Genomic DNA, 13,720 nt, shown 5'->3' on the forward strand with positions numbered 1-13,720 from the left:
TTACTTTTTCTTGATGGAAATCATTAAAATCGAAAAGTAATGCCGACTTTGAGGGTGACGGTATCGGTACGCGATGAAAGCACATCGAAAAAGACCCCACCGGGTGTGCGAATGATTGAACCTTTCTTCAAATAATCAGCTTCTCCGCCAAACATATAACGAACACCGGTATCGAGCGAAATGTCCGACCGTTTACCGGTTTTCGTGAGTTCGATTTGCACTCCCGCGCCAAAACCTGCGCTCAAGGTCGTGTCACTGAAATTGGTGTCTCCGGCAATCTGTTCATCACTGAAATCATCGGTGATGGTGGTGTTAGTGAAAAGATATTTTGCGCCAACCAGGGCTTCGCTGTAGGGGCGCACTTTGCCTTTGCGCGGTTGCAGACGCACCAGGAAATGCGTCCAGCCGATATTATTGCGAGTGGTCACTTTCAAACGCAGTTCGGGAATCGACGGGCTGAGAATTTCTCTGCGCGATTGCGAACCGTAAACCGCCACGCCGCCGTCGAAACCAATAAACACGGGGCTGTTTCCAACTCCGAAAAGAAAGTGCCCGCCAATGCCGTAACCGTTGTTATTGACGTTGTCGCGAAATTCACCGACCGGAAAGACGGTTGTGAAATCAAGTCCCGCTTGATAATTCTGCGCCTGTGCGGAAGCCATTAAACCTAAAAATCCGAGGGTTAAAAGCAAGATACGAAATGCGGTGAGGTATCCCCGATGCTTGTTTGAGTGATTCCCTAAAGACAATCGGGAGAGACATTTTTTTGTAATGTCCATAAGGTCTCCTTGTTTATTAGCTAGATTGGGTTCCACCCGTTGAGCAATTCGGGTTCCGCGCAAAAACGGTAAAAAACAGCTTAAAATCAAGGTTTTTTACACGATAAGGAAAGTCTGTAATACGAAATGGTGTAAGAAGAAAGTAAAAAGTAAAAAGGCAAAATGAAGAAGGTGAAGCGAATAAATGGAATTAGCTCATCTGGGGGGAGATTTTTTAAACGGTGAGTGAATAACTTGTGGGAGATCTTTTCTTAACTTTTTACTTTTGCCGAAGCGTCCGGGATATTGTGTAAATGAAATTTCTAAATTGCAGGGGCACTCTATCGGGAAACAGAATCGCCAATTGATTTGAAGATGGCTTTGAGGCTGCAATGTTGCAGTGGAGCCTTCTGCCTTCCGGCTTTCAATTGGCAAAGTGTGTGCGATTAACCGGCATCACAGCCATCTCTTGCGCATCACACAAAAAATCTTATTCCCAATGATAGTTTTCACCTTCCGTTTCCGCCTGAACAAATGAGCGCGAGTGAGGCGCTCAAGAGATTAAGCGTAGGAGTTAAGACATATGAGCCAACAAAATCAGATTCAAGACCGCGCCGAGTCACTGGCCGATTTGCCGTTGACGGCAGAGCATGTCGGCGAGATCAATGCCGGAGGTTCGCGCCTCCTCGAGGGTCAACTCTGCGGTGAAGGTAAGCAGGTTGTGATTGCCTTATGAAAATGACCCCCGAATACGATTCAACGGGGTTAGCGCCAGCGAAATCAAGCAGTCGATGGCATCTGATGCAGTCGGTTGTGAATGACTACTGCTAGCTTAAGGGAAACTATTTTAATTTGTCAGATAGGAGCTAATGATGAACGTAAAAGAGAAAACAAAGAACGACAGAAGCAACTTTCAGATGGATGCCCTGACCGACTTGCCGGTCGCTGAGGGGCAGGCTGAGGAGACCAAAGGCGGAGTCCTTCGAGGCGATGGTGGACGCGATGTCCTTATTGGCGGATGGGGACAGGATTGGATTGTTGGCGGCACTGGCCGAGACTGATACCCCCTTAACGAATCGCTTGACTGAGGAAAAGGAGCATAGATGAGCAAACAAGAAACCGAACAGACAAATCAGCTTAACCTCAACGACCTGCCGGTCACTGATGAGCGGGCTGAGGAGACCAGAGGCGGCGCGAGCGGGACGGGCAAGACAATGGCTGCCGAAGTGCTCGCACACGAACTGCGGCTCGATCAATGACATTGATATTTTCCAGGACGGTACGAAAGCGGCGCAAAACTCCTTCTGAGTCTTTTCAGCTAAACCAGCAACACGGCTATGACAGGGCAATGGCAGTTGTAAGTTCATCATTCCGATGTGCCGGGGATGATTGGCAAACGTCGAACAACTTGATGATAGTTTTTGCCGCTGACTTACGCCTGAACCGAAGAGCGCGAGTGAGGCGCTCAAAGTAAAGATTAAATTTTCAACTGAAGGAGATGAACTTGATGAACGCAAAAGAAAATGATGAAACCAATGAGCAAGCCATCGTCACTGAGGACTTGAGCACGGTGAATGCAGAAGCGAGTAAAATCAAAGGTGGCATAAAACTTAAAGAATGCCTCATTTCTAACTATCAAATCTCAGGACACGGAGGCGGAGAAGGTTTATAAGCGCAGTTAAAGTCCCCGTCGTAACGGGACGACCTGGCGCTCGGGAATTGAAAATCGCAGAAGATAATCACTAAACCGGAATGCCGAAGCCTGGCACACTCCATATTGTGATGAAGCCTTGTTTATGGGTATTCTCGCAACCTTGGGTGTGCCAATGTATTTCGAGGGGTGTTTGAAATTTTGGGTAAATTGACTTTTTCAATTTTGATTCCTAACGCTCTGGCTAACGGCGATAATTGAAATAGCTGAATCTACACACACAAATTTTCATCCCCAAAAACTGAGGCACGAGTTTGCACAAAATTTTTTACACCCTCGCTCGCTCGATCAGTGGCGAGCAAACCGCAAATATCTTCGTCAACCCCTCCGCCGATCTACGGCAAATTGATTCGAGGTAGCTGGTTTGCTAAAGTCGTCGGCATGTCCGAGCCTTCCACCGAGCCGATACGCGAATTGCTCGACTCCCTTTATCGCGTGGATTCGGGACGAATCCTGGCAACGCTGATCCGCTTCATTGGTGATTTTGATCTTGCCGAGGAGGCGATGCACGAAGCCTTTGCGGCGGCGCTGAGCCTGTGGCCAACGAGTGGCGTACCCGCAAACCCGCGACCCTGGTTGATTTCAACAGCCCGATTCAAAGCCATTGATACGCTGCGTCGACGGGCAAGATTTGATGCCTCTCAAGACGAACTCGCGCGCTATCTCGAAGCCCAATGGAGTTCGGCGGAATGCTCCAACGAGGAGGAATGCCTTGAGGATGATCGGCTGCGCCTGATCTTTACCTGCTGTCATCCATCTCTAGCGCCGGAAGCGCGCCTTGCGCTCACCTTGCGTGAGGTCTGCGGGCTGACAACCGAGGAGATCGCCAAGGCATTCCTCATCACTCCGCCTACGCTGGCGCAGCGCATTGTGCGCGCCAAGGCAAAGATTCGCGAGACCCCGATCCCCTACGAGGTGCCGACGCCGCAGGAATTGCCGGAGCGACTGGGCGCGGTGCTACAGGTCATCTATCTCGTCTTTAACGAGGGGTATTCGGCGGCGACGGGAGCCGAGGTAATGCGGGCAGAGCTAACCACTGAAGCGATTCGACTGTGCCGGTTGCTGGCAGAACTCCAGCCCGAGCCGGAAGTCATTGGGCTGCTTTCCTTGATGTTGCTACAGGAATCCCGTCACGCCGCGAGAAGCTCTCCGACCGGAGAGCTGATTTTGCTGGAGAACCAGGACCGCTCGCTCTGGAACCGCGAGCAAATCGTCGAGGGCGTGGCATTGGTGGAGAGAGCTTTGAAGTCTAACCGCTTCGGTTCTTACACACTACAGGCGGCGATTGCTGCCGTTCATGCGGAGGCGAAATCGGTCGCCGCGACCGACTGGCGGCAGATTGTTGCGCTTTACGACTGCTTGGTACGAATTCAGCCTTCGCCGGTTGTACAGCTAAATCGTGCCGTGGCAATTGCCGAGTGCGAAGGTCCAGATGCCGGTCTGATGCTTATCGACGCGATGTTGGAACATGGCGAATTGGCAAATTATTACCTGGCGCATTCAGCCCGTGCAGATATGTACCGCAGGCTTGGCAGGACAGCCGAGGCTCGGACCTCTTATAAGAAAGCTCTCGAGCTGACCCAACAGGAACCGGAGCGGCAATTCCTACAGGAGCGAATCCGACAGTTGAAATAAAAAAAATTTTTTTTGCGCGATTGGTCGAATTCCAGTATGGCTGTTCGACTATATCGTGAAGGCAGGGCAAACGACCCGCCCGAAAACTATTACACAGACAAGGAGAAATTATGCCGCATTATCTGGTTTCTGGTTACCGCCCCGACGACTTTGACCCGTCCACACAGGACGAAGCGATGATGGAGGAGATTATGGAGGAGATTCACGCGCTCAATCGCGAAATGATCGCTGCTGGCGTCAGGAAGTTCGCCGGCGGTCTGGGCCCAGCCCGCACACTGCGCCCGCAGCCCAATGGTGAACTGCTCCTCACCGACGGGCCGTACCTTGAGACCAAGGAACACATCGGCGGTTTTTGGATATTGGAATGCGCTGACATGGACGAGGCGCTGGCGTGGGTGCGCAAGGGCGCCAAAGCGTGCCGCACGGCGATTGAGGTGCAAGAGATTTTCTTCTATCCGGCCCCGGATATTGCCCAGTTCCTGAGCGGAGTAGCAACGGAATAGTCGGGCCGCCGCAAAGAACTGAGTTTCACGGCAGCAACCAACTGGCGCTGCCAGAGCGGCCTCTTTGAGACTCGGCTCGCGACAGACCTAAACAAGCGAAGAAATACAAGTGAGCGGCGGTGACAGACCATCCCACGCTGAAGGATGGCGTTGCGTCAAAATCAGATAGGAGTCGAAGGAAAATAATCATGAGAAAAATAATTGCATGTGAATTTATGACACTCGATGGTGTCATACAGAACGAGGAGAATGACGGCGACGGCTTCAAGTATGGCGGGTGGTTTTTCCCGTATGCGGACGAGGCGACAGGAGCTGTGGTACAGGAGCGGCTGGCCAAGCCGGTAGATCTGCTGTTAGGACGGAAGACCTTCGCCGGATGGGAAACCTATTGGCCGACGCATTCGAGCTTCTGGCCGAATGTCATGACCGCGACGAAGTACGTCGCTTCAAATACCCGTGACTCAAGCGATTGGCAGCCCACAGTCTTTTTGAATGGAGACCTTGCGGAAAAGATCAGGCAGTTGAAACAAACGGATGGGACAGATCTGCACGTAATGGGTAGCGCAGATATGCTTCAGACGCTCTTCAAAAACGATCTTGTCGACGAGCTGAATCTCATGATTTTGCCGATAACCTTGGGCCAGGGAAAACGACTATTCGCCGACGGCACTATTCCCGCAGCCTTCAAGGTGACCTATAGCCAGGTCTCTCCGAACGGCATCTTCATCGTGAACTACGAACGCAACGGTGATGTAAAAACCGGCGCCCCTCAGATAGAAGAGGACGATAAGTGACCACGGACAACACATCTCGCGAGATAGCGGCTTGCCGTTAAAGACGTATTCGCCACCTGAGAAAAATTATGAATTGGAAACCAAATATGAAGACCACAGCTTTTTTTCTGTCGCTGCTCTTGACACTGCTCCTGCCGGGGGTCGTATCGGGGCAGCAAAAACCGACTACGGGCTATGCGCCGGTCAACGGACTAAAAATGTATTACGAGATCCACGGCAGCGGCGATCCCGTGGTGTTGCTCCACGGTGCGTTCATGGCAATTACAGGCGACTGGAGCGATTGGGTCAACGAGCTTTCCAAAACGCGGAAAGTGATCGCCATCGAAATGCAGGGTCACGGCCGTACAGCCGACATCAAACGCGATATCAGCCCTGAAAACCTCGCCGACGATGTTTCCGCGTTGCTCGATTATCTCAAGATCCCAAAGGCAGACATCCTCGGATATAGCCTTGGCGGCGGCGCAGCAATGCAGTGTGCGATCCGACATCCGGAAAAAGTGCGTAAGGTTGTCATCATTTCATACTCTTTTCGGCGTGACGGATGGGTCAAGGAAGTGAACGACGCGTTCCCGAAGCTGACGCCGGAAGCGTTCAAGGACTCGCCCATCGAAACCGAATACAAGAAACTAAGCCCGACGCCTGACAAATTCGCCGATTTTGTCAATCACGTCAAAGTATTGGCTTCAAGCCCGTACGACTTTGACGCCGACAAACTCAAGGCCACTAAAGCGCCGATGTTTTTCATCCACGGCGATGCCGACGGCGTACGGCTCGATCACATTTCGGAAATGTTCAGCCTGAAGGGCGGCGGGATCTCTGGCGACATGCAACCGCGCTCGGAGTCGAGACTGGCTATTTTGCCCAACACAACACACGTTACGCTGATGGCGCGCATGTCAACAATCGTCCCGCTGGTGAACGACTTTCTCGATGCGAAGCCCTAGAGGAACCGATGAAATACATCTGTTTGGGATATATCAAGCCGGGAACATTCGAGGCAATGACCGAGGACGAGCGACACGCCAGGTTCGATGAATGCTTTGAGTATAACGAGCGTCTGCGCGCCAACGGACATGTAGCTGCCGAAGTCCCGCTTCAGCCTCCAGAGACCGCCGTGACCCTGTACTGGCAAAACGGCAAAGTCGCGACGACCGACGGACCCTATGCGGAAACCAGGGAACAACTCGCCTGCCTTCTCATCCTTGAGGCGCGAGACCTCAACCATGCCATTCAGCTTATTTCGCAGCATCCAGGCATGAAGTGTGGAACGAATGAGATACGACCGGTTGCCGATTTGAGCGAAATCATCAAGAGGAACGAGCGGCGGCGAAAGGATACCTTGAGGGTGTAAAAGATTTTGTATAAACGGTCATATGGGGTAGCGGATTTTGTGTAAATGAAATCCGCCACCCTCCTTTTGCCTTTTTATTTTTTACTTGTCTTCGAGCGGTTTGATGCGCGGGTTGAGTTGTTTGGCTTTTTGATATTCGACTAGCGCAGCTTCGCGTTGACCTTTCGCGAGTAGCGCCTTTGCCAGATAAAAATGCGCTTTGGCGTCTTCCGAGTTTAAGCGAATCGCTTCTGTGAAACGTTCCATCGCCTCATCGGTCTTGCCTTCTTTCATTTTTGCAATGCCGGTGTTTAACGCAAATATCGAGGCTTGTAAATCGGATTTCTTTTTATTGAGTCGGGCGGCTTCCTGAAATTCCGCGCGCGCCGCTTCCATATCACCTTTTTGCCGGAGCGCGGTTCCCAACGTGTTATGAATTTCCGGCGCGTTCGGCGCGGTCTTTAACGCCAAACGAAATGCAGCAATCGCGTCATCGAGTTTACCCTGTTGCTGGTAAACCGTTCCGAGCGCATACTGCGCCTCGGCATAATCGGCTTTGGCTTTAATGGCATTATTAAATGCCAGAGCGGCGTCATCGAGTTTCGCCTGTTGCAGCAAAATCACTCCAACCGTGTAGTGGGCTTCCTGCAAATCAGGTTGCAACGCCACAGCCATTTTCAATTCAATCAATGCTTCGTCAAACTGGTCTTTGCTCTTTAGCGCCAGACCTAAATTGTAATGCACCTCTGCGCTATTGGGCGCGAGTTCAAGCAAACGGCGATATTGTGCGATGGCAGCGTTGTAATCGCTTTTTTGAATATAAGCCATTCCCAGATTGAGGTGGGCGATTAAATAATTCGGGCTTAATTTAATCGCCGTTGTGAAGGCTTCGATTGCCGCATCGGGTTCGCGTTTTGCCACCAGCGCCAATCCCAAATCATTATAAGCCTGCACATAATCGGGCTTGAGTTTAATGACCTCGCGATACTGAGCGATGGCTTCGTCGAGGTCTTCGTTTTCCTGCAACATCTGCCCCATCGCCTGACGCGCTTCAATCATTTCGGGCGCAAGTTTCGCAGCCGTTACCAGCTCATTCATCGCGGCTTGCGGGTCGTTCATTTTTCTGAGCGCCACCGCCAGGTAATAATGCGAATCCGCATGGTTGGGCAGCAGTTTGGTTGCGGTTTTTAACACCGGGATTGCGCCCTCGACATTGCCGGAAAACAGTCTCGCGGTTCCCAGATAATAAAATCCGTCGCCGAAATTGGGATTGAGTTTTATGGTTCGTTCAAAAGCAATAATCGCTTCGTCAAACTGACCTTTGGAAGCCAGCGCATATCCCAAATAAAATTGCGCTTCGATGAGTTGCGGGTTGAGTTTTACCGCTTCTTTTAATTCGCTGATGGATGCATCTACGAGTTGTTTGCGTTGATAGGTGAGACCAAGCAACAGGCGCGTATCGGCGTCTGCGGGTTGTAATTTAACCGCCTGTTTAAAGGCTTCAATCGAACCGTCTATATCGCCGAGTTCCTGCAGGGCGTTGCCGATATTGCGAAAGGCTTTGAAATTTTTCGAGTCAAGCTCAGTGGCTTTGCGAAATGATTCGAGCGCGGTCTTGGCATCGCCTTTTCGCGCATAGGCAAGCCCAAGCATGTTGTGGGCTTCGGCAAATGCGGGTTTGAGTTTTATTGCGGCGTTGAATTCCAAAATCGCCCGGTCGATTTGTTGCTTCTCTAAAAAGGCGATGCCGTTTTTCAAATGATAATCGGCGGCAGACATTTGCTTGCGCTGACCGAAGACCAGCATCAGCGGACACAGGATGATGATTAGTGCGACAACGAAATTTTTAATTTGAAACATGGCTTGTCATTATTTCTTCGCTTTATTTGCCGGAGAAGTTTTTAATAAACCAACACCTTCTTTAACAATGATGAATTGATTGACGGCGATGTCGGTTAAAGTGTCAACCTGCCCGCTTGACCAAGTGATTTCGATTTTTTTGATCTTCGATTGTTTTCCTAAACCAAAATGCACGCGCAAATCATTTTGCGAATAATAACTGCCGCCGCTTCTGACATCATCAATGAATGTCGCTTCGTCCGTGTAACATTTGATTCGCGCATTGATGCCCGCGCGGTTGGATTTCACGCCAACGGTTTTAATGGTTATCCAGTTATTTTGATTGGTCGAATCGCAGCGCAGCAATTCCGGCATGGCGTTTACCAGGTTAATCAAAATATCCACATCGCCATCATTATCGAAATCGCCAAACGCGCAGCCCCGCGCCGACGAGGGTTGCGTCACTGCGCCGCCAACTTTTTCGGATACGTCTTCGAGTTTGCCATTGCGCAGATTGCGATATAGCACTTTTCGTTGCGCGTAGCCCGCTTCGGTGGTGAGCTTTTCGACTTCCGGGTAGACGTGTCCGTTGACCAGAAAAACATCCAGCCAGCCGTCATTATCGGCATCGAGAAACCCGCATCCCCAGCCGAGCCAGCGCGTCACTGTGCCGATGCCCGCCGGAAAAGTGATGTCATCGAAGGTGGCTTTGCCGGCGTTGCGATAAAGCGTAGAGGTATCGCCCGAAAAATTGGTTTTGAAAATATCGAGCAAGCCGTCGCGGTCGAAATCGCCCGCCGATACGCCCATCCCGGCTTGCGGTTTGCCGTCAATGCTGAAAGCGCAACCGGCTTCGATGGCAATGTCGGTAAACGTGCCGTTTTTATTGTTGTGATAAAACGCCGCCGGAGCCGAATCGTTGGCGACGTAAATATCCGTGAAGCCATCGTTATCGAAATCCGAAGCCACAACCCCCAGTCCATAAGTGCCGTTGGTTTTTCTGATTCCCGATTTTTCCGATACATCCGTGAAGGTCGCGTTGCCGTTATTGCGAAATAACATATTGACGCCGCCCGTAAGTCCGGGGGGACCACAGGCGACCATGATGCCTTTGTACAAACAGGGACCGGTTTCGGGAAGCGGCGCGGTTTTCAGATCCAAATCAATATAGCTGGCAACGAATAAATCCAGATTGCCGTCGCGGTCATAATCCAGAAAAGCACATCCCGAACCCCACTTGGATTTATTGTCGGCGACCCCGGCTTTTTCTGCGATGTCATTGAAGGTGCCGTTGCGGTTATTTTTATAGAGGGCATTTTTGCCGAAATAACTGATAAAGATGTCGTCGAAACCATCGTTATCAAAATCCCCGACGCAGACGCTTTGCCCCCAACCTGTGCGCGTGAGACCGGCTTTTTCGGTGACATCCGTGAATGTGCCATCAGTATTATTGCGATATAACCGATTGGTCGGCGTTTGCTCTTTCGGGAGTCCGTCGAGCCTGGTGCCGTTGACCAGAAAAATATCCAGCCAGCCATCATTGTCATAATCAATGAAAGCTGCGCCGCAGCCTGTGGTTTCGAGCAAATAACGATTCTTCTTCTCGTCGCCGTAAATGGTTTTGGCTTTGGTTAATCCGGCGGTTTGAGCGACATTAACGAATGAGATGCCCATCTCGTTTTGCGCCGAAATTCCGGGGGCGATTAACGGGCAGACCATTATCCAACTCACGAATAATCGAAAACCGATGGGTAATAAATTGGTTGCTGAAAATCTGTTCATTGAAATGCAATCATAGGCAAATGTAATTTCACAGGCAAATCACCGGAGAAGGGCGACAATCACTGCTTGACTACCCAAACGTGTTCCGATAAAACCATACGGTTTGCGAATCAACTGTGGCGAATGGGATGCCAAAGTCTTTCTCCAAACCGGTTTTTACTGAGGACAACTGAGAATGTCACCGTTTCGTACCCGAAAATATTTGCCTGCCAAAGCCGAAACCATTCGCGATATTAACTCGACGCTCATCTTAAATATTATTCGCAGTCATCAACCGATTTCGCGCGCCGAAGTTGCCCGCCTCACCGGTCTGCAACGCAGCACGATTTCCGAAATCATGGGCGATTTGCTCAAAAAAGAACTGGTGGTTGAAACCGGCGCGGGGTCTTCTTCGGGCGGACGTAAACCAACGATGTTGCGCCTCAATGCCGAACGCTTTTGTGTTTTCGGTTTATCGCTTGGCGTCAAAGAGGTCGTCCTGGCAATGAGCGACCTCAATGGCGAAATACTTTATCGCGAAACCTTTGAACCGGAAGAAACGCCCGATGCGATGTTCAAAATGATTGCCGAAAAAATCGATCACATCATTGAAGCGCGCAAACAGGAGCATCTGCATTATGAAGGTATCGGCATCACCATTCCCGGTCTGGTTGATTATTCGACGGGTGAAATATTATTTGCCGCCAATCTCGGTTGGCGACATGTGCGCGTCGAAGCGTTTTTAAAACCCCGCATAAAAATGCCGATTTATGTTGATAATGACGCAAACGCCGCGGCGCTTGCCGAACTCTGGTATTCGACGCGCAAAGATTTACCGTCGAGCCTGGTGATGGTGCTGGTGAGCGAAGGCGTGGGCGTTGGCATGATTGTCAACGACGATATTTATCGCGGAGCCAATGGCACGGCTGGCGAATTCGGTCATACGGTGGTGGTGGTTAATGGCAAAAAATGTCGTTGCGGCAATTCCGGTTGCTGGGAACTCTACGCCTCTGACCACGCCACCATTGCCCGATACTATTCGCGAGATTCGACGCACGGGTTGCATGAACCCGAAGCCAACATCGAAGTCGAACCGTTGCATTTGACGGTTTCCGAATTGATCAAACTGGCGCGCAGCGGCGATGAACAGGCGCACGAATGTTTGCTCGAAGCCGGTCGTTACATCGGTATCGGCATTGGCAATATCATTGCCGCCTTGAACCCGCTGGAGTTGGTTATCGGCGGGCAAATCGTTGAAGGTTGGGATTTGATTGAACCTTCGATGCGACAAAGCATAGCGCGCAATATTCAATTCGGGTTGGCGAAAACCAAAGTCCGGCGTTCGACGCTTGGAAAGGATGGCTCGCTGCTGGGAGCGGTGGCGCTGGCAATATCCAGACGCTTTTCCTTCAGCCGGGTTGCGCGAGCCGTCAGCGGTGATTAGCCTGATGGAGATAGTTTGAAATATTTCCGTTTGTGAACGCCCGCTTGACCGCAAGTTCATGGTTGCGTAAATGGAGTAGGACTTTGATGGTGAATTCATTATCAGTGTTGAGTGAGCGGTCTTTGACCACCAACATTGCAAGGAGCAGGTTTGAGCTTTTTAAAAAAAATTAAGGATGAACGGACTGGCGAAACCTATCTGGAGGTTTCGCTTTCCGGGCAATTGTTGATGGATTATTCGCTGCTTAATAAAAGCAGCGCCTTTCCTGCTCATGAGCGCCGCGAATTCAACCTGCTTGGACTGCTGCCGCCGCACATTACCACCATCGAAGAACAGGCGCTGCGCGTCTATGACAATTATCAGCGTAAACAATCCGACCTGGAACGCTATATCTTTTTAGTCTCGCTGCAAGACCGCAACGAAACCCTTTATTACTACGTGCTGGAACATCACATCGCCGAAATGATGCCGATTATTTACACGCCGACGGTTGGCTTGGCGAGCCAAAATTACAGTCACATCTTTCGCCGTTCACGCGGTCTTTATATTTCCTATGAGCATCGCGACATCATTGATGAATTATTTGCCAACGTCACCGATGATGATATTGCGGTGATTGTTGTAACCGACGGCGAACGCATTCTCGGATTAGGCGACCTCGGTTTTGGCGGTATGGGAATTCCTGTCGGCAAACTTTCGCTTTATACACTCTGCGCAGGCATTCATCCGGCGACCACTTTGCCGGTGTTTTTAGATGTCGGAACCGATAACCAGGATTTGCTCAAAGACCCGTTGTATCTCGGCTGGCGACATCGGCGTGTGCGCGGCAAAGATTACGACGATTTTGTCGAGGCATTCGTTCAAGGGGCGATGCGCAGATTTCCCAATGTGCTTTTGCAATGGGAAGATTTCGCGCGCCACAATGCCAAACGTTTGCTTGAAAAATATCAAGATCGGCTCTGCACGTTTAACGACGATATTCAAGGCACCGGAGCCGTCGCGGTCGCCGCCTTGATGTCTGCAACGCGGGTCATCAAGCAGAAAATCAGCGACCAGAAAATTGTTATGTTCGGCGCGGGGTCGGCGGCTACGGGAATTGCCGAACAGATGGTTGCCGCGATGATGCGCGAAGGACTCAGCGAAGCCGACGCCAAATCGCGTTTGTGGATGATTGACATCGGCGGTTTATTGCATACGGGGCGCGCCGACATGGAGGATTTGAGCAAACCCTACGCGCAGGATGAAGCGAACATTCAAAATTGGACGATTGCCGATGCTCACAAAATCACCCTCGCCGAAGTCGTAAACAATGTTCAGCCGACGGTGCTCATGGGAATCGCCGCGCAGACCGGAGCCTTTACCAAAGACATCATTGAAGCGATGGCGCGACCCGTTGAACGCCCGATTATTTTTCCGTTATCGAATCCGACATCGCGCAGCGAAGCAAACCCGATTGATTTGCTGAGGTGGACAAATGGTCGGGCGCTGGTCGCCACCGGTAGCCCTTACGAAGAAATCCCCGCGAATACTTTTGGCAATGAAAACCCCATTAAAATCGGGCAATGTAACAACTCGTATATTTTCCCGGGCGTCGGACTGGGGGTGATTGCGGCGGGCGCAAGGCGCGTCACCCAACAGATGTTTACGGTAGCGGCGATTGCTTTGAGTGAAATGTCACCGGCGATTAACGACCCGTCGGCTTCGCTGTTTCCGGCGTTAGAAGATATTCGCGCGGTTTCGCGTCGGGTCGCCCTCGCGGTTGCGCTCGAAGCCGCGCGCTCAGGATTAGCCCCGCAAATTTCTTTGGAAGCGTTGGAACAGCGAATTGATGAGACGATGTGGACGCCGCGATATGTAAATTACCGCCGGAAAATCGACTAAAGATTTTGTCGGGAAGAAAAAGTTCTCAAAAAGCAGGATCACCAATTTCAAATAGTTTCTGTTT

14 protein-coding genes are annotated in these 13,720 nt (G+C 51.0%); 11 read left to right on the forward strand and 3 right to left on the reverse strand.

Going from position 1 to position 13,720, the window contains the following annotated elements; all coding sequences use genetic code 11:
- Positions 1–23: 23 nt before the first annotated feature.
- Positions 24–779 (reverse strand): hypothetical protein, encoded by a 756-nt coding sequence (locus AB1757_12680; GenBank protein ID MEW6127886.1) that lies wholly within the window; start codon positions 777–779, stop codon positions 24–26.
- Positions 780–1,341: 562 nt separating this feature from the next.
- On the opposite strand from AB1757_12680, the gene AB1757_12685 reads away from it, so the two are divergent.
- The 9 genes from AB1757_12685 (at position 1,342) to AB1757_12725 (ending at position 6,752) form a co-directional block, all read left to right on the forward strand.
- A complete protein-coding gene (locus AB1757_12685; GenBank protein MEW6127887.1) occupies positions 1,342–1,494 on the forward strand; it encodes a hypothetical protein in 153 nt (50 codons plus the stop codon).
- Positions 1,495–1,627: 133 nt separating this feature from the next.
- Positions 1,628–1,819 (forward strand): hypothetical protein, encoded by a 192-nt coding sequence (locus tag AB1757_12690; GenBank protein ID MEW6127888.1) that lies wholly within the window; start codon positions 1,628–1,630, stop codon positions 1,817–1,819.
- Between the two features lie 42 nt (positions 1,820–1,861).
- The gene (locus tag AB1757_12695; protein MEW6127889.1) at positions 1,862–2,017 is read left to right on the forward strand and encodes a hypothetical protein; all 156 of its coding nucleotides are present in this window, start codon (positions 1,862–1,864) and stop codon (positions 2,015–2,017) included.
- 248 nt (positions 2,018–2,265) lie between these two features.
- The gene (locus tag AB1757_12700; protein MEW6127890.1) at positions 2,266–2,430 is read left to right on the forward strand and encodes a hypothetical protein; all 165 of its coding nucleotides are present in this window, start codon (positions 2,266–2,268) and stop codon (positions 2,428–2,430) included.
- Positions 2,431–2,850: 420 nt separating this feature from the next.
- Positions 2,851–4,104, forward strand: a complete 1,254-nt coding sequence (locus tag AB1757_12705) for an RNA polymerase sigma factor (GenBank protein MEW6127891.1) — start codon at positions 2,851–2,853, stop codon at positions 4,102–4,104.
- Between the two features lie 110 nt (positions 4,105–4,214).
- Entirely contained in the window at positions 4,215–4,607 is a 393-nt protein-coding gene (locus AB1757_12710) for a YciI family protein (GenBank protein ID MEW6127892.1), read from the forward strand.
- Positions 4,608–4,795: 188 nt separating this feature from the next.
- Complete coding sequence (locus AB1757_12715; GenBank protein ID MEW6127893.1) at positions 4,796–5,401, forward strand: dihydrofolate reductase family protein; 606 nt, start codon at positions 4,796–4,798, stop codon at positions 5,399–5,401.
- Positions 5,402–5,469: 68 nt separating this feature from the next.
- Entirely contained in the window at positions 5,470–6,345 is an 876-nt protein-coding gene (locus AB1757_12720; GenBank protein ID MEW6127894.1) for an alpha/beta hydrolase, read from the forward strand.
- Between the two features lie 8 nt (positions 6,346–6,353).
- A complete protein-coding gene (locus tag AB1757_12725) occupies positions 6,354–6,752 on the forward strand; it encodes a YciI family protein (protein ID MEW6127895.1) in 399 nt (132 codons plus the stop codon).
- A gap of 81 nt (positions 6,753–6,833) precedes the next feature.
- Here the strand turns inward: AB1757_12725 and AB1757_12730 are convergent, their stop codons facing one another.
- Positions 6,834–8,591: a tetratricopeptide repeat protein gene (locus tag AB1757_12730; GenBank protein MEW6127896.1), complete on the reverse strand. Its 1,758-nt coding sequence runs from the start codon at positions 8,589–8,591 to the stop codon at positions 6,834–6,836.
- Positions 8,592–8,600: 9 nt separating this feature from the next.
- Positions 8,601–10,352: a CRTAC1 family protein gene (locus AB1757_12735; protein ID MEW6127897.1), complete on the reverse strand. Its 1,752-nt coding sequence runs from the start codon at positions 10,350–10,352 to the stop codon at positions 8,601–8,603.
- 175 nt (positions 10,353–10,527) lie between these two features.
- Between AB1757_12735 and AB1757_12740 the strand changes: the two genes are divergently transcribed.
- Together AB1757_12740 and AB1757_12745 are read left to right on the forward strand one after the other, a co-directional pair.
- Positions 10,528–11,775: an ROK family transcriptional regulator gene (locus tag AB1757_12740; protein MEW6127898.1), complete on the forward strand. Its 1,248-nt coding sequence runs from the start codon at positions 10,528–10,530 to the stop codon at positions 11,773–11,775.
- Positions 11,776–11,943: 168 nt separating this feature from the next.
- On the forward strand, positions 11,944–13,656 hold the full coding sequence (locus AB1757_12745; GenBank protein MEW6127899.1) for an NAD-dependent malic enzyme: 1,713 nt from the start codon (positions 11,944–11,946) through the stop codon (positions 13,654–13,656).
- The last annotated feature ends 64 nt before the right edge of the window (positions 13,657–13,720 follow it).

The sequence above is a fragment of the Acidobacteriota bacterium genome (assembly GCA_040754075.1).
GTDB lineage: Bacteria > Acidobacteriota > Blastocatellia > UBA7656 > UBA7656 > JBFMDH01.